The following is a 21,877-nucleotide window of genomic DNA, read 5'->3' as shown; positions in this document are numbered from 1 at the left end:
GATTACGCAATCTTTTGTAGTATATCGTATATAAATTATATTTTTTACTAAAATCATAGATTTTGTTACTTTTTCTAATTAATTAAGAATTATTAAGTATTTATCATGGCAGTCATTTACAATACAAATTATACGCATAACTCTAATTCTTACTTAACTCTTGCTGTTTTTTGGGCAGCAAAAAAACTATGGGGGGATGATAATGTTGTTGTAGTTGATAATATGGATATCTTGTCAGTTGCAGCAAGTGGAGAACATGAAGTTATTATTTGTATTGATGGACAGCGAACTGATTATGAATTGATGAAAAGGCTTAGACCGTGTTTTAAAACCATGATTTTCTGGGCTTTTGAAGATCCCTTCATGTTGGATTTCAATGTTCAGGTAACGACTATTTTTGATTATGTGTTTACAAACGACCCTATTTGCGTGAAGGCCTATCAAACAGAAGCATTTTATTTACCTTTGGCTGCAAGTGATCAAATTCATTATCGTAAAGTGAAAGAAACTGATGCGCTGGATTATGATATATGTTTTGCGGGGACAATGTGGCCAAACCGTGTTGATATTTTACGTCGTGTTATAATTGCCTTTCCCCAGGCACGGTATAAATTGATTTGCCCTGGGAATGAATATTTGCCACCTTTGCCAGCTGATTTGAGTGAAAGGGTTATACATAGACCTGTAAGTATTGAAGCGTTTACTGATTTTGCCAATGCAAGTAAAGTTACCTTAACAATGTTTCGCAATTATGCCAGTCATGGAGATATAGGGCAGGCAACTGCACCTGGTCCACGTCTATATGAATTGGGTTTGGCTGGTGCAGCACAGATTGTGGAATTGCCAGCAGGTATGAATGAGAAATATTTAAAAGAGATTAATGGCGTTGCTATTGCCCATAATACTGAAGAAATCATTAAACAGATCGCAGAGGTAATTGAAAAAAAGAATATCAGAAAGAAAATGGCGATTTCCTCCCAGCAATCTGTAATGAAATCACATTTGTATCAAAATCGTCTGAAAGTTATTGAAGATGTGACTCAGGCGGATTTTTCTCTAAAGAAAAAAAAGAAAAAAATTATTGTTGAATCTCAGTTTAAAAAAAAATTGAAGGTCTTATTTGTCACGCATTCCACTATTCGTGAACAAGTATGGGGTGGCATTGAAGTATATCAGCAGATTATTTCTTTTGGACTAGTAAAAGATGTGGAATTTTATTATTGGCTTCGTCGAAGAGGTGCATGTACGCTAACAGATTCCAATGGTCAAGAATTGGAACGGTTTGACATGCCAGATGTGGGCTGGTTGGATTCCATGAATGATGCCGGGGAAGAAACTGCCTTTTCGAATATAATTAATCAATATGGATTTGATGTGGTTCACATTCAGCATTTAGGCCATCACACTCTTTCTTTACCGATTATAGCCAAGGCTTGCGGTATTGGAACGGTTTTTTCTTTTCATGATTTTCTGGCGGTTTGTTCTCATTATAATCTTTTGAATTACGAACAACGTTACTGTCGTATTGAAGAAAATAAAGATGTTGGAACTTGTGATGTTTGCCTTAAAATTTCTGAAAAGCTGGATTTTGGTGTGCAACAGACACGACGTGCATTTGTTGGAAAGGTCATGAAATCCATTGATGCATTTTTATATGGAACACAACATTCGTTTGATGTGGCAAAATATATTTATCCTGTTGTTGAAAATAAAAAAAATTATATTCTTGGTATCCCTTCGCCAGACACAACAATACCTTTGATAAAAAAAGAGTTCAAACCCTTGGAAGGCAGAAAACTGAAAGTTGCGACTGTTGGTAATTTTATCCGTTCAAAGGGTGCAGATACGATTTTATCCATATTACAGACTGCCAATCCAAATTTGTATGAATTTCATATTTTTGGATATATGCAGCCTGACTATGAATCTGTCCTAAAAGATTTGAAACTTGATAATATTATATTGCATGGTTCATATGGATTGGGTGAAGTTTCGGCATTGCAGGTAGCAGATGTAGCCCTGATATTGTCAATATGGCCCGAAACATATTGTATATCGCTTTCTGAAGTTTGGCAGAATGGGTTAATTCCCATTGTGACAGATGTTGGTGCGTTAAAAGATCGTGTGCAGGATGGAATTAATGGATTTACGGTTCCCATCGGGGATGTGAATCTGGTTATTGATCGATTGGAACTGATACGTTCCGATGAAATATTGCGTCAGAAGCTTATCAATAACATTTCACCTGATTTATGGGTTAATTCAAAAGAATATGCTGAAAAATTATTGCAAGTTTACGATGAAGTCGTTCCTATAAATATGTTGGGTAACAGCGGGTTGCGATGGGATATAGGGCGGCTTCATTATATTCCACATGCATCTTGGAAAGAGCAGGCACCACCTCGTCATATTTTTGATGCGCCCACAAGTAGCAGTCTTTATATCGAGCTTCCACAGGAAATTGAAGATTGGGCAGTTGTACAGGGAGCACATTTTTATATTGATGATATCTGTTATCATATTCTTAATGTCGATGATGACAGCAAATTTAAAGAGGCAGATGAATTCCATATTCGTGGATGGTTTATTTATCCTGATATGTCCAATGCAGGAAATTTGTATACGGTTTTGATTCATCAGGATAGTGATTTGACAATTTTCTTAAAATGCGATCGAGAAAGTCGGGAGGATGTGGCATCTAATTTTGTTAATGCTCCTGTACGAAATGGATTTTCGTGTAAATCAGCATTGAGAGGAAAATGGTGTGAGGGCCGTTTCAGAATTGGCTTGATTAATGTTGTCAATGGAATAGCGGCATTTCAACTGGCTGGTTACGAAATAAAGGTTAATGCCGGAAAAGTTGTTAAAATCTATAATGAATTTCATGATAATCAGGTTATATTAGATGATTTTCTGCGTATTACTGAAAAAGATGGTATTATGCGTGGAATAAAATTAAGTGATATTTCTGAAAATAGATTGTTTCATAAAAATTTAGGTAAACTAGAATATTATATTCAAAATTTATCTACGGATGTTAATCCGGAAAATGAAAAAGCAGGGAATTTGCTTAAAATTTCTGGATGGGCCTTTGATCGCACAACAAGTAAGGCAGGGCAGATATATCTTGCCTTTGTTAATGAATCTTTTAAAAACTGTTTTTTTGTTGCCACATCAAGATTTATTCGTCATGAAACAATTTCAGTTTTTCAAAATGTTCCATTAAACAATGGCTTTTACATACAATTGGATTTACAGAAAGGATATTCTCTAAAATTAGAAGGAAAATTTCAAATTTTTCTGATTAATCTCATTCATAATGAATTTTTGGTTGTTCCAGTGAATATTTCTGTGAATTTTAAAAATAACCAGGTCAGTAATATTATGGATGATATAATAAATGAAGATACAATTGATCAATATACGGATTTTTTGAAAAGAAAATTATTTAGGGAGTGATTTTAATTAATAAAAATAATTTCAAATAAATTTTAACTAGCGATAAGTATAATTATTTAAGTAGCTATTTTAATTAAAATATAAGGTGGTAAATCGTGTATGATAGTGAAGAAAAACAACCCAAATGGATGGTTTTCGACTTAGAATGGTATCGTAATCGGTATAAAAGTTTTTCGTTACTGATACAGGATATATATCAAGGCGATGTTTTTGCTTATCATTCAACTAATGGGTATAAGGTTGGAAATTCGCCCAATCCGTATTTTGATGAAAAATGGTATTTGACAAAATATTATGATGTAAAGGAGCTTATAAAAAAAGGGAAATACACTTCTGGATTTGATCATTACTGTAAAATTGGCTTTAAAGATCATTCACCACATTGGTTATTTTCAGAAACATTTTATAAAAAGCATAATCCAGAAATAAATGACCTGATTGGCGAGGGAAAACCTTATATTAATGGTTATGATCATTATTTACGGGTTGGAGATAAATCCTGCCTTACAGGAAGTTTTTTTTTCAATCCCTGTTTGTATTTATCCCAAAAAGAGAATTTAGACGAAATTACAGAATATGGTCCATATCAATATGTTTTAACAAATGATACGGATGATTTCGATAAATTCAGACTTTCATGGTTTTTTGATCCAAAATGGTATGGAAATACATATTCAAAGGAAACATTAAAAACCACCAATTATCAATACTTGAATCTTCTCCATCATTATCTATCCAATCCAACACCAACATTATTCTCGCCTTTGGAACAATTTTCCGAACAATTTTATCTTGAAAACTATCAGGATTTATCTCCTTCGATTTTGATGGATGGTCATGGACTTTTTCGAAATGGTTATGAACATTTTATTGTATGTGGATGCAAGGAAAAACGAAAACCATTGAAGGATTTTGATTATAATCAATTTTCTGATGAGATATTTGAAAAAATTGCAAAAGACAATCTATATCTGAATATATTTGAATATTGGGTGGCTCAACAGGATTTGCATCTTTTAAATAAATTCATGGAAATCCAAAAAAAATATTCAAACGATAAAGACAAAATCGAAAATAGTTTTGATATACAAAAATCAGTAAAGAATCAAGAGACCGTTGAATCTGGGGATGTTTCAGACGCCATATCTACGCGAAAAAATGAAAAAGGGTTTCCAGTTATCGAGGATAACATTTCTAATATTGAAAAGGAAATAGCCTCTTCAGATTATATGCCAATATGGCAGACTTTTGATGAAAAATGGTATGTTCACAAATATGATCATGTAACTTCAAAAATGAAGGCACTGGAAGTTGATAGTGTTGAAGAATATTATAAAACATTTGGTTGTTTTGAAGGTCATTCCCCCAATCCTTATTTTGATGAGGAATGGTATTTACAGAAATATCCTGATGTAAAACTAATGGTTGATTGCCATCAATTTACTAGTGGTTTTCAACATTATTGCAAGGAGGGATATCATACCCATGATCCGCATTGGTTATTTTCTGAAAAATATTACAAAAAAGTAAATCCACATTTGACAAATGAGAATTTGGAAAGGAATGGATTTGTTAATGGATATGACCATTTTCTGAAAGTGGGAGATATTGAGGGAAATAGTGGCAGTCTTTTTTTTAACAGTAATTTTTTCATTGGAAAATATCAACAGGCCATTAAGGAAGGGTTATCGCCTTATCAACATTATCTAAAATATTTGGATGAAATTGATAGTAAAATACAGGTATCCTGGTATTTTGATCCAGAATGGTATGCGCAGAATTATCCAGAAATAACAAAGGCAATTTCAGAAGGAACATTCAACAATTATATTCATCATTATCTAGTAAACAATCAAGCTTTCAATTTCAATCCAAATGCCTGGTTTGATGAATCCTTTTATGATCAAAAATATAAAAGCCAGCTTGAGAATGTTCAAGCGTTCAAAAAATATAGAAATGGATATGCTCATTTTATTTACGAGGGAATACAGCTTTTGTGGGATCCCTGTGAAGAAATAAATTTACAGCAATATGCTGCGGATAAAGCTGTTAAACAGGATATTCAAAAGGGACTTTATCCAAATGCCTATATTCGATTGCTAGCTAGCGGAACAAATTATGGGGGGAAGAATAAGGATTTACCTGTTTCGTCACAATCTGATAGTTTGCCAATTCAAAAATATATAGAAAATGACAAGGATGCAGTTGATCAAGCATTATGGGCTAAATTTGATGGGGAATGGTATATAAAAACCTATCCTGACCTAAGTGAAAGAATGAAAAATTGTGGTTTGGATGATGTGGAAATTTATTATAATCAGGTAGGTTCAATTTTAGGTCATTCTCCCAATCCCTACTTTGATGAGGAATGGTATTTACAACGATATCCTGAATTAAGAAAAAATATTGATCGTGGAGCGTTTAAATCAGGTTTTGAGCATTATTGTAATCAGGGTTATTTGACACATGATCCTCACTGGCTTTTTTCAACACATTATTATTTAAAAAATAACGCTGATTTTATTCATGAAGTTATTAATGATTCCCAATATATTAATGCCTATGATCATTATCTGAAAAAAGGGGATGGATTACGTCGTACAGGATCCTTGTTATTTGATCCTTCAATCTATCAACAGGCATGTTATGAACGTGAAGATGTAAAGCGCAGTCAAAACCCTTATAGAAATTTTCTTTATTATCTTAGTGATGTTGAAAAAAATACAAATGTCTCTCTTTATTTTGACACATCATGGTATTTAGAAAAATATCCTGATGTAAAACAAAAAATTGCTGATGGTGAATATCTTTGTGCTTTACATCATTATTGTTTGAATGAAACTCCAAAACTATTTAATCCATCTCCATGGTTTGAAGAAGAATTTTACCTAGATCATTATAAGGATATAAATCAAGCCATTGAATCAACAGCAAGTTTTAGAAACGGCTATGATCATTTCATACATTATGGTGCGTTAGAACTTCGTTCTCCAAGGATCGATATTAGTCTGCACGAATATTATCTATCAGGGGATATTCGTGATAAGGTTGAAACGGGTATATTTAGGGATGCTTTTGCTGCTTATGTATTTGAACAAAAACTTGATCAGTGGATAAATAAGCAACCTGATGATTCTCATTATCGCTTGACTAATGAAACAAAGGAAAGCAGAACATATTTTAAAAAAAAATCAAGACTTGTTTTACCATCGGTTGTTCATGAAAAGCTTGATTTCTCCTATAAGGGTCAGGCGGATATCTGTGTAATTATGTTGATGCACAATAATCTGACGGTAACATTGACAGCGTTGGCATCCCTTCGCTCTAATTTTAATGGAAATATACAATTGCTTTTGGGTGATAATCACTCGATAGATGACAGTAAATTTATCCAAGGTTGTTTGATCGGTGCTTCCGTAAACCGTTTTCCTTATAATTTTGGCTTTGGTAAAGCATGTAACATATTGATTGAAGACGTTGATGCCCCGATTGTTATCTTTTTGAATAATGACATTAATTTATTGCCGGGAGCAATTGATGCACTTTGTAAACGGTTGACTTCAGCAGATAATATTGGTGCAGTCGGAGGTAAAATAATTCATCCAGATGGATTGCTTCAAGAGGCAGGCCAGATTATTTGGCGGGATGGAACAACGACAGGGTATTTGAGAGGAAAAGACCCATTGATTCCCGAGGCGAATTTTGTTCGGGATGTTGATTATTGTTCAGCGGCGATGTTGGCAGTAAAATCAAAAGTGCTGAAGGAATTGAATGGATTTTCCCCTATTTATTATCCAGCCTACTTTGAGGATACGGACTTTTGTGTTCGGATGATAAAGGCAGGATATCGTATTGTATATGATCCCAATGCAGTTGTCGAACATATGGAGTATTGTTCAAGCAATCCGATTATTTCAAGTGGTTTGATAAAGCGAAACCATCGATTATTTGCCAGAGAACATGCGGATTTTTTAAGGTTTCAATCTCCCCGGCATAGTGACAATGTTTTAATTGCGCGACAGAGACGAAATATAAATAAAAGAATTTTATTCATTGAGGATAGGGTTCCTTTAAAACATCTTGGGTCTGGGTATATTCGTTCAAATGACATTATCTTTCAAATGTCTGAATTAGGGTATGAAGTGACGGTTTATCCTATAAATTACTTTTATCCCCATGTTTATCAGATTTATTCAAGCATGCCTGATACGGTTGAGGTATTGTTCAATCATACAGTTGAACATCTTCGTGATTTCTTTAAGGAAAGGGCGGGATATTATGATTTGGTTTGGATAGGAAGAACCCATAATTTAAATAGAATATTGCCCATGATGGGTGAAGCTAGCCGTTATTTACCCCAGGAAATAATCCTTGATACAGAGGTTGTTGCGACACCCCGGACACGATTGCAGGCAAAGCTATTGGAAAAGGAAATAGACGAAAATTTTCAACAGGCTCTTGAGGAGGAGTTATCCTGTGCAAAACATTGTCAAGAAATTGTAGCCGTTAATGAAATTGATGCAAATTATATTAGACAGGCAGGATTTAACAATGTCGATATCCTCGGACATAGTATCAACATACGCAAATCACAAAAGGAATGGAAAGAGCGCAAAAATATTCTTTTTGTTGGTGCTTTGCATGATGATCAGGCACCTAATTATGACAGTTTGAAATGGTTTATAACTTCTGTGATGCCGATTTTGATTGATAAAATGGGATCGGATTTTACTTTTTCAATTGCAGGCTATGTAAATCCTTCTGTTGATATATCCGCCTTGATTAATTATCCTGATATAGATTTTTTGGGAATGGTGCCAGATTTGTCCAGTTTATATGATGATCATCGTGTCTATATCGCACCAACGAGATTTGCGGGTGGCATTCCCTATAAGTTACATGAAGCTGCATCCTATGGAATTCCTATCGTGGCGTCAAATTTATTGGTGGAACAACTGGGATGGCAAGATGAGAGGGATATTCTTGCAGCCTCCACGGATAATCCGGAATTTTTTGCCTCGCAAATTATTAGGTTGTACCAGACGGAGGAATTATGGAATCAACTGCGTCAAAATGCCCTTGATCGTATTGCTCGCGAATGCAATCGTGAACGGTTTAAGGAGCAGTTGCAGTCAATTTTATCAAAAGTTATTTTACACAGGTGTTAAAAGGTTCATATGGCTATAAAATCAAAAAATAAATTTCAAAAAACTAAAAATGAAAAAGTAATGGTATGCAGTGGTGGACGTTATGAATCGCAGGCCAATGCGCAGATCCGTGAAGCCATTATATCAGGTTGGGAAAGTGTTTTTGGTGAAGGTAATGTAATTTCCACGAATATTGCAGGAGCCGCGGCTGCAATTGAGTATATAAAACCTAAAATTGTTTTTTCAATTGGATCATATTTACCGGAAAGCACCTATTTTGGAGAAGTATGTCACAGGGCAAAAAAATTCAATGCGATCACCATTTTTTGGGCGACAGAAGATCCGTATGAACAAGATGCCAATTACAGAATTATTGACGATTTCGATGTAATATTTTCCTGTGATCGTTGGGGGACGAATTTTTATAATCATCCACATACCCATTTTTTACCTTTGGCAGCTTGTGAAAAGTTGCATTACCGTCCCATTGACGAAACCATTGAAAAAACGGTTGATGTCATGTTTTGTGGTGTTGCATTTGGTAGCCGCAAGGATGTCATGCGCAGCATAAAACCAGCCCTGACAAATCTAAAAGTAAAAATTATCGGCCCGGGTTGGGGTGAATTCGGGATTGGCTTTTCAGATGCCAGGATAGAGAAAGATCAGTTAATTGAGTTATATCAGCGCTCGAAAATTGTTCTTAATTTGGGTCGTAGCCTTCATTTTGAAAATAAACGGTATATGATTATGCCTTCAAACCCTGGACCAAGAACGTTCGAGGCATCTGCCGCAGGTGCTATGCAGCTTTTTCATGAAGATAATTATGCAATTCATGATTTTTATGAACGGGATGAGGTCCCGGTTTTTTCAACACGTTATGATTTTCAACAACAACTTGATAAATATTTGAATAATCCAGATTTATTATTGGAAACGGCTAAAAAAGCACAGGCACGCACTCTGCGGGATCATCTCTATAATAACCGAATTCAGACCGTTATGGAAATTTTGAAAAATGATGGATTTCTAGACTAGATTATATTTTAGAAAAATTATTTGATATCATTTATTTAAGACAGGAAAAAAATTTTAAATATGCGGGGATTTATACTCAATTTTATCATACAGACTAATACAGGGTATATCTCAGGCGATGATGGGCAGCGTTACGAATTTAGTGGCGATGAATGGAAGGAAAATATCGCCCCTCAAAAAGGGACCTGTGTTGATTTTCAAGTCAATCAACTCGGTAGGGCTGTTGCAGTTTTTATATTAATTGATGATAAAAATGTTCATTTTATGAATAAAATTCAATCGCGGACCCAATATGAACAACAACTTGAAAAAGAAAAAAACTATACGATCATAGGATGGTTTAATAAATGCATCAGAAATTATGTTAATTTTGAAGGAAGGGCCAGAAGAATGGAATTTTGGTCGTTTCAAATTTGTTACTTGGCCGTTTTTTTTATTGGACTACTCATAATTGGCCTGTTATTTTCTGCTACCGTTTTTCAAACGGATACTTCATTTGATGGAATACTAATTTTTGAGGTCTGTCTATATCTATCAATATTCTTGTGGAGTATATTTAGCATTGTAATGTTTATTCCCATGATTTCCGTTGCGGTCAGACGTCTTCATGATATTAATTTGTCAGGTTTTTGGTTGCTTCTTCATTTCATACCCGTTGGTTCAATTGGTGTTTGGATCATGTTTTGCATTGATACTAAATATGAAGATAATCAATGGGGGCCTCCAGCAAAATTAAAATATAGATAACTGATTTTCATCCTTTTTCTTTAACAGTTTTACAGAAAAGGGATTTTTGTTATCAGTCTGGATAATATAAAATAAAAAAATATAAAATAATCTATGTTAATAATTTTAACAGTATTGTTTGTAATTCTTTAATAATATTAATTCTATTATTATGGAATTATTTTGGTTGTTTGTATAATTATTTATTATTACAATATAAATACAAAGATTGGGATATTCCGGAATATTGACCAGAATATTCAATAATCAGGTGTTTCTGATAATTCGGTGAATGCAAAAAGTCCACCATTTATCTTTACTGAAAAGGGTGCAAACAGATGAACATGTCAGAGAATAACATTGATGTATCTAACCAATATGATAATGAAGAAAATAATACAATCATTGATTGGTTTAATAGATGTATAAAAAATTATTTGACAATAGAGGGAAGGGCTGGAAGAAAGGAATTCTGGTATTTTCTGCTTATCTTTCTTACCGTTCTGGTTATAAGCACGGTCGTTCTTTTTTATGTTGTATATAATATAGGATCATCATCCCATCCAGTCTTGTCAATTCTTGTATGGGTTATTTATCTTTTTATTTTCTGTTGGCTTTTATTTACGTTCATTCCCCTGATTTCGGTTTCAATCAGGCGTTTGCATGATATTAATCTATCGGGGTGGTGGTTATTGCTATATTTTACCGGCATAGGGTCATTAGCCCTTATTATCATGTTTTGTATTGATAGCAAACCAACGGAAAACAGATGGGGAAAGCCTGCACATAATATAAATCAATAGTGACTACTTGATTATGAAATAATATCTCATCCATTCAAATTTCAGGTTAAAATATTACAAAATCAAAATAAGTGATATTATAAATGAGATATACTGTGGATAAATTTTCTGACATTTTAGGTGGTGATAATCAACATATCACTGAATATTTGGATTACTATGTTCTTGATAAAAAAGAGCCAGAATTTGCTGTATTGTTAACTGGTAAATGGGGCATCGGTAAAACATATTATATCGATGCATATTCAGGGATTGATAAATTACAAAATAGCAAAATCATTTTAAATGAAAGTGAATTACCGAAAAAAAAACGAAATTGGTTTATAATATATTTGGTATTTATCTTTCGAAAGTTGGTATCCGTTGGTATAAAATTTGATCATTATCTTGTATTCGAACCTGATCGATTAAATAAAGTATTATCAAGAAATGAAAAATTAAAAAAATATAATATACGATTTATCAAGATCAGCGTATTCGGTATCAAAACTGTAGAAGAGCTTGAAAGTAGATTGACTAAATCAATTTTTGGTAATTTTAATATTCTATCAGATATTGCTTCCTTATTGATTAAAAATGCAAATATTTCTAATTTTGCCAACCCTTATTTTTCCTTACTCAAGGCATTTATTTCATTAACAACTTTTCCAGATTTAAAAAAAAAATTGAAATCTATTATTTCATCAGTGAAAAAACATAATCTGGTTTATATTCTTGATGATTTGGAAAGATCAGATATTCCCTTAAAAGAGTTGCTGGGCTGGATCAATCAAGTTGTAGAGGTTGAAAAAATGAAAGTTATCCTTATAGCGAATGAGGAAAAGCTTTTGATTGAACAATCTGAAATTTCTGAGATTGAAGATAACGAAAAAAGTAACAAAGACAGTAACAGGCAACCTGATAATGTAAATCAGGGTAAAATAGTTGATCGCAATAAACAGGCTGTAGATCCTGAAATTCTGAAAAAATCCGATTTATATAAAGAATTTAAAGAAAAAGTCATTGGGAAAACTTTCAAAATTCATTCCAATTTTGAAGCTGTAGTGGATTATTTTTTATTTACTGGCGAGGATGGCACGGAACCCAACAAATATAAAAAGATTATTGCACAATTTAGTCCCTTTATCAAAAATATTTATAAAGATAGTCAAATTGCCACACCAAATTTAAGAGGGCTTAAACAGGCCATAGATGATTATGGATATTTGTTACATAATATCAAAGACGATTATTATCCCCTGGAAAAGGATAATGAATTAAAGGGTGAAGAAAGAGTAAAGAATGAAATAAAAAGAAAATTTATTGATATATTGATTGAAAATTTTTTTATTTTAAAATTAATAATTATTGAATGGAAAATAACGGAAAATGATTTATCTGAAAAAATCATGAAAGATATAAATAAAATATCAGTTAATTTGCGCTATTCTTTTAATAATGATCCACCAGAATTAAAAGAAATATATGCTAAAAATTATAAACTTCTGAATATTATAAATAAAAGAAGATTTTTTTATAATAATTATTTAGAAAGATTTTTTCTTTCATTTAATTCAATATAAGTTACTATATTTGAAATGCATGTATGGGTTAATATTCTATTTAGATCAGATTTTACTAATATAGATAAAAACATTAAAAGTTTTTTTGATAAGAATCGAAAGGATTTATTGGATAAATTAATTTTTTATAGATCATTAGATAAAAAAGATTTTCAAAATTTACTTAATGAATTTAAGGTTAATTATACTTCGTTAAAATATTTGGATTTTCCTATATTTTTTCACTATTTGGGATTAATTATTTATTTTAATGAAAAGAAATTGATTAAGGAAGATATAAATTCAATTAAGTGGCTCGCAGTTAATTATATCAGGAAATATTGCAAGGCATGGATAATAAAATATGGAAATGATGTAGATTGTGATTCACTTTATAATCCAAAAAATTATGATTTTTTATCGCGTCATAATCCTGTTTTTTCTGAAATACTGGACAATTTTAGAAAGTTCAAAAAAATATGTATTTCTGAATTGTCCAAAGATGAAGCAAATGAAAAATTAAAAAAAATAATTCAGATGTTAAGGGAAGAGGAAAATATCGATTTTGATAATGTAATTTACTTTAATGATGAAAATCGGCAAAAAGAAATTTTTATCAACAATGATTATATTGATGAATTTGTTCAGGCAATAGTAAATTGTAAAAATTCTTTGATATATGATTTTCATCATGCGTTACATTTACGGTATAATAGTAACCATTCTTATAATAAAGAGATTCTTATTAAAGAAAAACCTTTTTGGCAAGAAGTTGTTGAAAAACTTAAAGAATATATAAAAGATTATGATAGTGATAATTCTCTTAGAACCGTTAAAATTGTAAATTTGGAATTGCTGATAAAAGATATTCAAGAATTTATAAAGAAACTTCAAAAATTAAAGGATTTTGAAAAGTATAAAAACATGATTTCTTAATCTAAATAAATAATGAATGAGGTTGAGTTGCTTATTGTTTGAGATTAGCCGCATCTTTGGTAATCTGGGCGAGGTCATCAATTCTGATCCATGTTTTAAAGGCTTTCCGAATATCGCCGGCACCCATCCGATAATAGATTAGGGCTGATCTTTGCGGTGTGTCCAGGGGCAATCCCAATTCGCTGAAGGCCAAATATTGTGACGCGAGTTTGTCAATGCTGGAACATTGCAATGGGATACTCCTCAGCAATGACGCCTTGGCCAGTTGCAGTTCATGTTCGCTGACGGGTTGCGTCTGCATGGCCTGCAAGTCTTTCAGGGCTGCCTTGCGGGCGAGATCAACCTTGTCAGGATCCGCACCAAAACTGATGTTATATCCCGCACGTGTGCGGGACCAGTCAAAAGAGCTGTTTACGTTATAGACATATCCTGTCTTAACCCGCAAGTCTTTGTAAAACCGTCCCGCAAATCCGCCACTTAATATTTCATTGCCAAGGTTCAGGGCATAATGATCCGGATGGTAAACGTTCAGCGGGATGGATTCAACCAATGCGACGCTGCTTTGCACTGCGCTTTTATCGGGAACATGAATGTAGGAGGTCTTGCTATTTGGACGTTGAGGCAAATCAAGATTGGGCCTGACACCTTTCGCCTTCCATGACCCGAAATATTTTTCAACGGTTGCCTTCGCTTTTTCAGGCGTTATGTTGCCTGCCACAACAATTGTTGCAAGGTCTGGACGAAAGGATTGCTGAATTTTTTCAGGTCAAAACCGGAAATTACTGATATTTAAATATTATATTTTTCTTTTCTCAATTTTACATATTCATTGATAAGTAATTCTGTATTCATATGAGATTCTTGTGAATAAAAACTTAAATGAGAGACAGTAAAATCGGAAAATAAAGCTGTTTTACGATTTAAATATTGTGGTGTATTGCTTGTTAAAATTTGTTCATCATCGCATTGAAAAGGCAACATCATAAAGCGTAAATCTCTTCCTTTCCAAGATATAAAATTAATTGATAACCTTTTGTCCCATTCTACAATTTTTGATGTTAAAGGTAGGGGCTTTCCACGATTTTTAATGAAATAAGAGTGCAGCTTTTCAGCTTTTTCTCCATTTTCCCATAAACTACCCTTAAAACCGTTAGGTGGAAGTTCAAATTCACCTACCTCATCAGGGATGGATAAATTCTCTTTTTGAAAATAGGCACATACGCCGTTGTTGATAACGTTTGCTGATAACAGGAAATATTCATCATTTCTTCGTCTGAAATCAATGAATTCCTTCAGTTTTTCAAGTTCAATATAAACTATATCATCATCACATTTCAGGAAAACATCATCTTTGAAAAGGTCAATTCTTGAAGCATAATATCGATAGGCATGATAATAGGGATAAGATTCGTTTAAGTTGCCTATGAATTGTTTTATTCTGTCATTGACATAACAGAACTCTAGCCATGCACCAAATCCGCCTTGCAAGTATAATTTTGGTATATTGTCTCTATTAAGGAGGTTGAATGTTGGAAATTCATATCCGTTGATTGAAATATTTATGTTGTTATCACTTCCCCTGCTGATCGTGAGGATATTATCGCAGTAAGCGTTTAGGAGAGTGAAAAATTCTGTTTTAAAAATTTCCTCTGTATTGTCTCTATTATTGTCATATAAATTTTTTGAATCAACTCTTCTTATTTCCGAACCGGAGTTACCCCATCCACCTATGACAACCTCTGTAAATTTATCCTGGTTTTTTTCTACAAATGCTATATGAAGATCATTTGATATTCTTAAAGGAATGGTAAGTTTAGAATTTTTGGGTAAATCTTTATAAAATTGGTAACCGGCATTATCTTGCATATATGCTATTGGTCCGTAATTGTTTCTGACATATTCTTTATCAGTTTTATTACGGGTAAAATCCCATATATGCCATTCATCTAATAAATTATTGTTTAGTGCATATCGTATATATTGATTTAAATTTTCCATTCTGTCTTGACGACCGGCAAATGTAATTAAAATATTTTTTGACATATAAATTCCACTACTTAATTTTTATAAGATGAAGGGTAAAGATTATAATTTTTAATTCAAAATAACAATAATATATAATTTTATTTCTGGTTAATTGGCCCTTTGGTAATCTGGGCGAGGTCATCAATTCTGATCCATGTTTTAAAGGCTTTGCGAATATCGCCGGCACTCATCCGATAATAGATTTGGGCTGATCTTTGCGGTGTGTCCAGGGGCAATCCCAATTCGCTGAAGGTCAAATATTGTGACGCGAGTTTGTCAATGCTGGAACGTTGCAATGGGATACTCCTCAGCAATGACGCCTTGGCCAGTTGCAGTTCATGTTCGCTGACGGGTTGCGTCTGCATGGCCTGCAAGTCTTTCAGGGCTGCCTTGCGGGCGAGATCAACCTTGTCAGGATCCGCACCAAAACTGATGTTATATCCCGCACGTGTGCGGGACCAGTCAAAAGAGCTGTTTACGTTATAGACATATCCTGTCTTAACCCGCAAGTCTTTGTAAAACCGTCCCGCAAATCCGCCACTTAATATTTCATTGCCAAGGTTCAGGGCATAATGATCCGGATGGTAAACGTTCAGCGGGATGGATTCAACCAATGCGACGCTGCTTTGCACTGCGCTTTTATCGGGAACATGAATGTAGGAGGTCTTGCTATTTGGACGTTGAGGCAAGTCAAGATTGGGCCTGACACCTTTCGCCTTCCATGACCCGAAATATTTTTCAACGGTTGCCTTCGCTTTTTCAGGCGTTATGTTGCCTGCCACAACAATTGTTGTAAGGTCTGGACGAAAGGATTGCTGATAGAAATTTTCCAAATCATTTAAGGTTAATTTCATAACTTTTTCAGGGACTGGCTGACGTAAACTTGGGTCATTAATGGGATTAACCGCTTTTGCAACGGATCTGTCAAAATGATAACCTGGGGACTGGTATAATCCTTTTAGGGACTGCGCTGTTTGTGATTTGACGATATCTAGGTTTTCTTGTTTGAAAGAAGGATTTAACTCGCTATCAGCCAATAACTGCATACCACGGTCAAAATAGGGCGTAAGAACAGATAATGAAAATTCGCTTCCTGTATTGATATCGGCAGCGATGTCATCAATCTGTTTGCGAAAAGCCAGACGATCATAAGTCTTGGTCCCATACTTGAACATCTCATCTGTAATGTCTGAAATACCTTCCTTATCTTTTTCCTCTTGCAGACTTGAGTTCTGTCGAATGGCACCGAATACACTTATGGTATCACTGACATTGATTGGCTGAACAATCAAACGAATACCATTTTTCAGGGTTATATCTGTAGGTAAAGGGGATGCCTTGGGTATATTAAGTTTTTTCAGTGCCTTATCAGCCCATTCAGGCAAGGGGACAGGTCTATCAGGAATTGAGGTAAAAGATTCAGCACCTCCATAACCTTTTTTCGATAGAGGATTTCCGGAATCCTCAGGTGTGAGAATCGCCGTGATCGCTTCTTCCGGTTTTAAAATCCTTTTTGCCAATTGGTTAACTTTTTCTGGAGTGACTGCATTAAGAGCGGCAATCATATCATCAGGACTATTTAATTTCTGAAAAGCCAAGGCATTTGACCAGCTGCTGGCCAATCCCGTGATACTGTTGGCAGAGAATTTGAGGGATGCAATCTCCTTGCGTTTTGCCGCTTCAACAAGTTCGGCCGGAACACCATTTTCATGAAAATATCTAAGGATTGTCTGAACCTCGTTCAAAAGGGATTGATAATTCCTGTTTTTTGGAAATGCTGCAATAGCCACGCCAAAGCCCGTATTGCCTTTGGGAATATATTCAAAATCAGCTGACAGGGCCTTTCCCTGTGGCACTAAACCATATAACTTTTCCCGCTGGCTTGAAATAACGTCACTCAGAATGGTCGCGGCGGCATAATCACTGGATTTTTCCCCAGGCATACGCCATGCCATTGTTATAAGTCCAGCTGGGAGATCCGTTGGAAAATGTAATGTTTTGGCTTTTATTGGCTTTAATTTGAAAGAGGTTTGTTTGGGTAGATTTTTGCGAGGTAGGGAAGAAAAATTTTGTTTGACAGTTGCCAGGGTTTTTTGGGGATCAATATCGCCTGAGATAACAAGGATTGCATTATTGGGTGTGTAGTAAGTTTCATAAAATTCACGTAAATCCTGAACGGTTGTTTTATCAAAAGATGGACGGGTTCCCAAAGCATCATGTTCATATGGGGTGTCCTTGAATAAAATCTTTTGTAATTCAGAAACATATTTATAAATTGGATTGGACAAATCCCTTGAAACTTCTTGTTCAATCGCTCCACGTTCCTTGTCCCAATCCGCGGCATTTAAGCTTAATCCATTCATTCGTAAAGCTTCAATTTTCAGGATAACATCTAAATCTTCGGCAGGAGCTGTGTAATAATACTGTGTGACGTGTTCTGTGGTAAAGGCATTATAGCTTCCGCCCAATTGTGCCCCGATAATTGCCAGCTGATCCTTGTCTAGACCTTTGCTTCCACGAAACATCATATGTTCCAATGCGTGTGCAGTTCCCGGGAATCCCTTTGGCGTTTGGTTGGAACCGGCAAGATAGTTGACTTGCGCCGTAACAACAGGGGCCAAATTATTTTTAATGATAATCACCCGTAATCCATTTTTCAAAGTGGCGCGAATTACCTGCTGTTTTGAAGAAGATATATTTTTTGATGAAATATGATTGGTGGGAACAGAATAGGCAGGATGAAGAAACCCGCTAAAAGGGGTGGTTGCAAGCAAAGTCAAGCTTAGTGTCAAAGGGGGTAGGATTGATCTCATGTCTTTGATTTCCTGTTCGGGTCTTGTCTATATAAAATATTTAAAACAGGGTTGTTTAATTTGTAAAAGCTAATCTTGCTTAATTACAGAGGATCTGTCAAAGACAATCTATTGTAAGATTGGATATATTAACTTGATTTGTATGAAAAAGGATAATTCGTAATTTTCTTAAAAAGTAAGATAGTAACATCTTACTTTAATAAGATATCCATATTGAATAAAATCTGAATTACGATTCTTGTTCCGTTGCGTGATCGGAATTTAAAGTGATGTATCGACCTATAGAAATTTGTTTGATCAGATCAAATTGTTTGTCAATGAAGTCAATATGTTTTTCTTCAGAATCCAAAATTGAAACAAAAATATGACGAGTCACGTAATCCTGTATCTGTTCACAATAGGAAACTGCCTCGCGTAAATCTTTGCAAGCCTTCATCTCCATCTGGCGATCAGCATGGAGGATCTCTTCAACTGACTGACCAATCTGTACGGTGTTTAATCTTTGCATATTGGGCAATCCGTCAAGCATGAGAATACGTTCAATCAGCGAATCTGCATGTTTCATTTCCTCAATGGATTCCTGGTATTCTTTTTTGCCAAGAATGGTGACTCCCCAATGACACAGGGTTTTGTAGTGAAGATAATATTGATTGATGGCTGTTAATTCATTTGTAAGTTGAATATTCAAATATTCAATTACTTTTTTATCTTTGATCATTAATGAAATCCTTAATTGTTGTATGTTTAAATTACTTGATATTATTAAAATAATCTTTGTGATTATTTAGTTAATTATATGTTTTTTTTATAAATAAAAAAAGAAATAAATCCATGATCAAAAAAAGTTTAGATACGTAATAAAAAAATTGTAGACATAGTTATTAAGAATGGTTATTATAATCATTATTAACAACCTAGTTGTGATGGGGCCTTGGCGATGTATATTTGTTCATGTCGTGCATTAACCGACAAGGATATAGGAAATGCTATTAAGGATGGTGCAGACTGTCCAAGCAAAGTTTATAAATCTTGTGGTTCAAAACCCGACTGTGGTCGATGTATTCAACGGATTTTGAGTATGTTGAAAGAACATAGGCAAAACGCGATCCAACCCTAATTTTGTATGTTTGTTTCTTGATATCCTTTAACCCGCTTTTTAATTAAAGCGGGTTCTTTTTGTGAAGGTTAAAATATAATTTTTGGAAATGTATATTGTTTGATTAAGCTTGATATAATGCTATAACTTTTTTAAAAGTTGCTGGATAAAAGTTTCATGTTTTCAAATAATAAACCCCCCATTTCTGATCGAATTCTCGCTCTTGATCTATGGTTACTGGATCGTTTTTTCCAACCAATTGCTGACCGTCTGCCAGAAAAATGGTCAGCATTGAAAATTGGAATGAGTTTACAGCTCGGATCGCTGGTTTTTTCAGCCGGTTCTCTGATTCTACTTGTTCTTTATTTTGAAATGAGTATTTTTTCTGTGCTTTTTAATGTAATGGCATGGTGTCTTGGCGTGTTATTTTATTTATCCATTTATCGTATGCAATCCATTATTCGGGTAGGATTTCTCAATCCGTTTCGTATGATGCTGGCAGGCATAAGAATTATCTCGATTCCATTTGCAATCTATTCAATCTATCTAGGAATCGTCGCGGATCAGCGTTTTCAGGAAACATTATTATTGAACAGCATCAGTAATACAATTTTTGTATTTGGCATCTATCTTATCTCCTGTCAGCCCAGCCCTCCGCCAGAAAAGAAACGTCAAACCGCTTTTTCATTGAATACAATGTAAAAAATATTTTAATTCCATAAAAATAAGTTTTTAAAAATGGTAATCATAAATCTATAATCAAATCGTATAAAAGCTGAAAAAGCTATCAAAAATGATGTCTATGTTTATGACAGTTTTTCTGAAGAATTAAAAACACAGATTTTTTTCATTTTAAAGAATTTATTAGAAATCAAACATGAATATTATTCAAATGATAATAAATACGAACATGTTTTAGATTTAATTGAATGTGTAATTAATATAAGGACAGCAAGTTTTTCAAAAAGTTAATCCCTATTATGAGTTTAAAAACGATAAAATTTTAATTGAGTTGATTGAGGAATTGAATAAACGTTTTCTTTATTCGGGCGTAGGGTATCAGTATGAAAAGGGTGAAATAATCCGTATTGATCATCAATATGTTCATAAGGAAATCGTTAAACCTGCATTGGAGATTATTCATAATAAGGCTTTTGAAAAGGTTAATGAAGAATATAGTAATGCACATAAACATTACCGGAATCAATATATCAAGGATTGTATTGTCGCATGTAATCGTGCTTTTGAATCTTTGTTGAAGTCGATTTGCAATGAATGTGAATGGGAATATGATCCAAACAACCGGGCCAGTGATCTTATAAAAATTATACACAACAATGGATTGTTTCCTGCTGGGATGGAAAAGACAATCGACAATTATATCATGATTCTCAAAACAGGGGTGCCAGAATTGCGAAATCATTTTGGTGGTCACAGCAGTTCGTCTCAATCTCCATCGCGATCAATTTATATGGCGGAATATGTTTTACATCTTACCGCGACAAATATTGTTTTTTTATTTAATGCTTTCAGGGATTATCAATCCAAACAGAATTAAGGATTGTTTTTCTGATATTCCATGACTCTCTGTTCAGCCATATTTCGCCACGGTGCATCTGAAGGTGCGCGTTGTAAGGCCTGTTGAAAAAGAGTGAATGATTCTTCGGTCATATGACCATTTTTTTGAATTATCAGTTCGGCAATTTGCGCGGCCAGGTAAGGGTCAAAACTTTGGTCAAGAGCTGTTTCCCAGGCTTGAATAGCATTGTCTAACTGACCTTGTTCAGCTTCAATCCGGCCTAGTAAGAGGTAACCTTTTATCCGTTTCGGATCATTATAAGCAAGCGTGACAATTTTTTCTTTCAATTGTTTTACATAAGGTGCGAGATCTTTATTCTGTTTTTGCTGTTCAGCTATTCTTGTCCGTAAGGGTTGAGAAGGCAAGGCAGGTACACCATTAAGCAAATAGAGACCTATGGCGGTCAGGGGAATGCAAATCAAGCCGCACAGAATAAAAAAATGACCATTGGTTGCCGGATCACAAGATATGGAATTATTTTTTTCACTTTGATCGTCCGAATTTAAAAGCCGGCGTTGAATTTCAAGTTTTGCCTGATGATATTCTTCTGGTAAAATCAATTCCTGTCGCAATTCACTTTCCAGTTCTTTAAGTTGTAACTGGTAAAAAGCTAGTGAAGGATTATTCGCTAATGAAGGATATTTTTTTCGGTACAGACTTATAAAACAGGGTATCAAACTGATAAGACTGATTAAAATCATCATTATCCATAACATG

Annotated in this window: 14 protein-coding genes and 1 pseudogene; 10 read left to right on the top strand and 5 right to left on the bottom strand. The window is 34.2% G+C overall.

What is annotated here, in order from left to right; all coding sequences use genetic code 11:
* Positions 1 to 105 precede the first annotated feature (105 nt).
* The 7 genes from H3R33_RS05215 to H3R33_RS05185 all read left to right on the top strand — a co-directional run bounded on the left by H3R33_RS05215 (position 106) and on the right by H3R33_RS05185 (position 13,647).
* On the top strand, positions 106 to 3,459 hold the full coding sequence (locus H3R33_RS05215) for a glycosyltransferase (RefSeq protein ID WP_198184799.1): 3,354 nt from the start codon (positions 106 to 108) through the stop codon (positions 3,457 to 3,459).
* Between the two features lie 95 nt (positions 3,460 to 3,554).
* Positions 3,555 to 8,627, top strand: a complete 5,073-nt coding sequence (locus tag H3R33_RS09210) for a glycosyltransferase (RefSeq protein ID WP_198184800.1) — start codon at positions 3,555 to 3,557, stop codon at positions 8,625 to 8,627.
* 9 nt (positions 8,628 to 8,636) lie between these two features.
* Complete coding sequence (locus H3R33_RS05205) at positions 8,637 to 9,641, top strand: glycosyltransferase (protein ID WP_198184801.1); 1,005 nt, start codon at positions 8,637 to 8,639, stop codon at positions 9,639 to 9,641.
* Between the two features lie 60 nt (positions 9,642 to 9,701).
* Entirely contained in the window at positions 9,702 to 10,388 is a 687-nt protein-coding gene (locus tag H3R33_RS05200; RefSeq protein WP_198184802.1) for a DUF805 domain-containing protein, read from the top strand.
* A gap of 323 nt (positions 10,389 to 10,711) precedes the next feature.
* Positions 10,712 to 11,170: a DUF805 domain-containing protein gene (locus tag H3R33_RS05195; protein WP_198184803.1), complete on the top strand. Its 459-nt coding sequence runs from the start codon at positions 10,712 to 10,714 to the stop codon at positions 11,168 to 11,170.
* A 95-nt stretch (positions 11,171 to 11,265) separates the two neighbouring features.
* Positions 11,266 to 12,732 carry a P-loop NTPase fold protein gene (locus H3R33_RS05190; RefSeq protein WP_198184804.1) on the top strand — a complete coding sequence of 489 codons (1,467 nt, stop codon included), beginning with the start codon at positions 11,266 to 11,268 and terminating at the stop codon, positions 12,730 to 12,732.
* Positions 12,733 to 12,747: 15 nt separating this feature from the next.
* Positions 12,748 to 13,647 (top strand): hypothetical protein, encoded by a 900-nt coding sequence (locus H3R33_RS05185; protein WP_198184805.1) that lies wholly within the window; start codon positions 12,748 to 12,750, stop codon positions 13,645 to 13,647.
* A 31-nt stretch (positions 13,648 to 13,678) separates the two neighbouring features.
* Here H3R33_RS05185 and H3R33_RS05180 read toward each other — a convergent pair whose 3' ends face one another.
* From H3R33_RS05180 to bfr, 4 genes are all read right to left on the bottom strand, one after another.
* Positions 13,679 to 14,404, bottom strand: a complete 726-nt coding sequence (locus H3R33_RS05180; RefSeq protein ID WP_198184979.1) for an insulinase family protein — start codon at positions 14,402 to 14,404, stop codon at positions 13,679 to 13,681.
* Between the two features lie 32 nt (positions 14,405 to 14,436).
* Positions 14,437 to 15,690: a hypothetical protein gene (locus tag H3R33_RS05175; RefSeq protein ID WP_198184806.1), complete on the bottom strand. Its 1,254-nt coding sequence runs from the start codon at positions 15,688 to 15,690 to the stop codon at positions 14,437 to 14,439.
* Positions 15,691 to 15,770: 80 nt separating this feature from the next.
* Positions 15,771 to 18,485 carry a pitrilysin family protein gene (locus H3R33_RS05170; RefSeq protein ID WP_198184807.1) on the bottom strand — a complete coding sequence of 905 codons (2,715 nt, stop codon included), beginning with the start codon at positions 18,483 to 18,485 and terminating at the stop codon, positions 15,771 to 15,773.
* A 229-nt stretch (positions 18,486 to 18,714) separates the two neighbouring features.
* Positions 18,715 to 19,203, bottom strand: coding sequence for a bacterioferritin (gene bfr / locus H3R33_RS05165; RefSeq protein ID WP_110438757.1), 489 nt, complete (start codon positions 19,201 to 19,203; stop codon positions 18,715 to 18,717).
* Between the two features lie 219 nt (positions 19,204 to 19,422).
* Between bfr and H3R33_RS05160 the strand changes: the two genes are divergently transcribed.
* The 3 genes and pseudogenes from H3R33_RS05160 to H3R33_RS05150 form a co-directional block, all read left to right on the top strand.
* Positions 19,423 to 19,602 (top strand): bacterioferritin-associated ferredoxin, encoded by a 180-nt coding sequence (locus H3R33_RS05160; RefSeq protein WP_155565201.1) that lies wholly within the window; start codon positions 19,423 to 19,425, stop codon positions 19,600 to 19,602.
* A 156-nt stretch (positions 19,603 to 19,758) separates the two neighbouring features.
* Positions 19,759 to 20,283, top strand: coding sequence for a hypothetical protein (locus H3R33_RS05155; protein WP_198184808.1), 525 nt, complete (start codon positions 19,759 to 19,761; stop codon positions 20,281 to 20,283).
* Positions 20,284 to 20,569: 286 nt separating this feature from the next.
* Positions 20,570 to 21,139, top strand: a pseudogene (locus H3R33_RS05150) (STM4504/CBY_0614 family protein); the annotation flags it as partial.
* Here the strand turns inward: H3R33_RS05150 and ccmI are convergent.
* Complete coding sequence (gene ccmI, locus H3R33_RS05145) at positions 21,136 to 21,864, bottom strand: c-type cytochrome biogenesis protein CcmI (RefSeq protein WP_198184810.1); 729 nt, start codon at positions 21,862 to 21,864, stop codon at positions 21,136 to 21,138. The pseudogene H3R33_RS05150 and the gene ccmI sit on opposite strands and share 4 nt — an antisense overlap.
* Positions 21,865 to 21,877 lie beyond the last annotated feature (13 nt).

This window comes from Commensalibacter sp. B14384M2, from assembly GCF_016101865.1.
Lineage (GTDB): Bacteria > Pseudomonadota > Alphaproteobacteria > Acetobacterales > Acetobacteraceae > Commensalibacter > Commensalibacter melissae.
The sequence above is the reverse complement of the archived record's forward strand: the minus strand, read 5'-3'. Positions and strand labels throughout refer to the sequence as shown.

What these genes read in the sequence shown, in the direction of transcription:
- H3R33_RS05160 (WP_155565201.1), top strand. Translation starts at nt 19,423, where the DNA reads ATGTATATTTGTTCATGTCGTGCATTAACCGACAAGGATATAGGAAAT.
- H3R33_RS05205 (WP_198184801.1), top strand. Translation starts at nt 8,637, where the DNA reads ATGGCTATAAAATCAAAAAATAAATTTCAAAAAACTAAAAATGAAAAA.
- H3R33_RS05185 (WP_198184805.1), top strand. Translation starts at nt 12,748, where the DNA reads ATGCATGTATGGGTTAATATTCTATTTAGATCAGATTTTACTAATATA.
- H3R33_RS05155 (WP_198184808.1), top strand. Translation starts at nt 19,759, where the DNA reads ATGTTTTCAAATAATAAACCCCCCATTTCTGATCGAATTCTCGCTCTT.
- ccmI (WP_198184810.1), bottom strand. Translation starts at nt 21,864, where the DNA reads ATGATGATTTTAATCAGTCTTATCAGTTTGATACCCTGTTTTATAAGT.
- H3R33_RS05215 (WP_198184799.1), top strand. Translation starts at nt 106, where the DNA reads ATGGCAGTCATTTACAATACAAATTATACGCATAACTCTAATTCTTAC.
- bfr (WP_110438757.1), bottom strand. Translation starts at nt 19,203, where the DNA reads ATGATCAAAGATAAAAAAGTAATTGAATATTTGAATATTCAACTTACA.
- H3R33_RS05195 (WP_198184803.1), top strand. Translation starts at nt 10,712, where the DNA reads ATGTCAGAGAATAACATTGATGTATCTAACCAATATGATAATGAAGAA.
- H3R33_RS05170 (WP_198184807.1), bottom strand. Translation starts at nt 18,485, where the DNA reads ATGAGATCAATCCTACCCCCTTTGACACTAAGCTTGACTTTGCTTGCA.
- H3R33_RS05200 (WP_198184802.1), top strand. Translation starts at nt 9,702, where the DNA reads ATGCGGGGATTTATACTCAATTTTATCATACAGACTAATACAGGGTAT.
- H3R33_RS05175 (WP_198184806.1), bottom strand. Translation starts at nt 15,690, where the DNA reads ATGTCAAAAAATATTTTAATTACATTTGCCGGTCGTCAAGACAGAATG.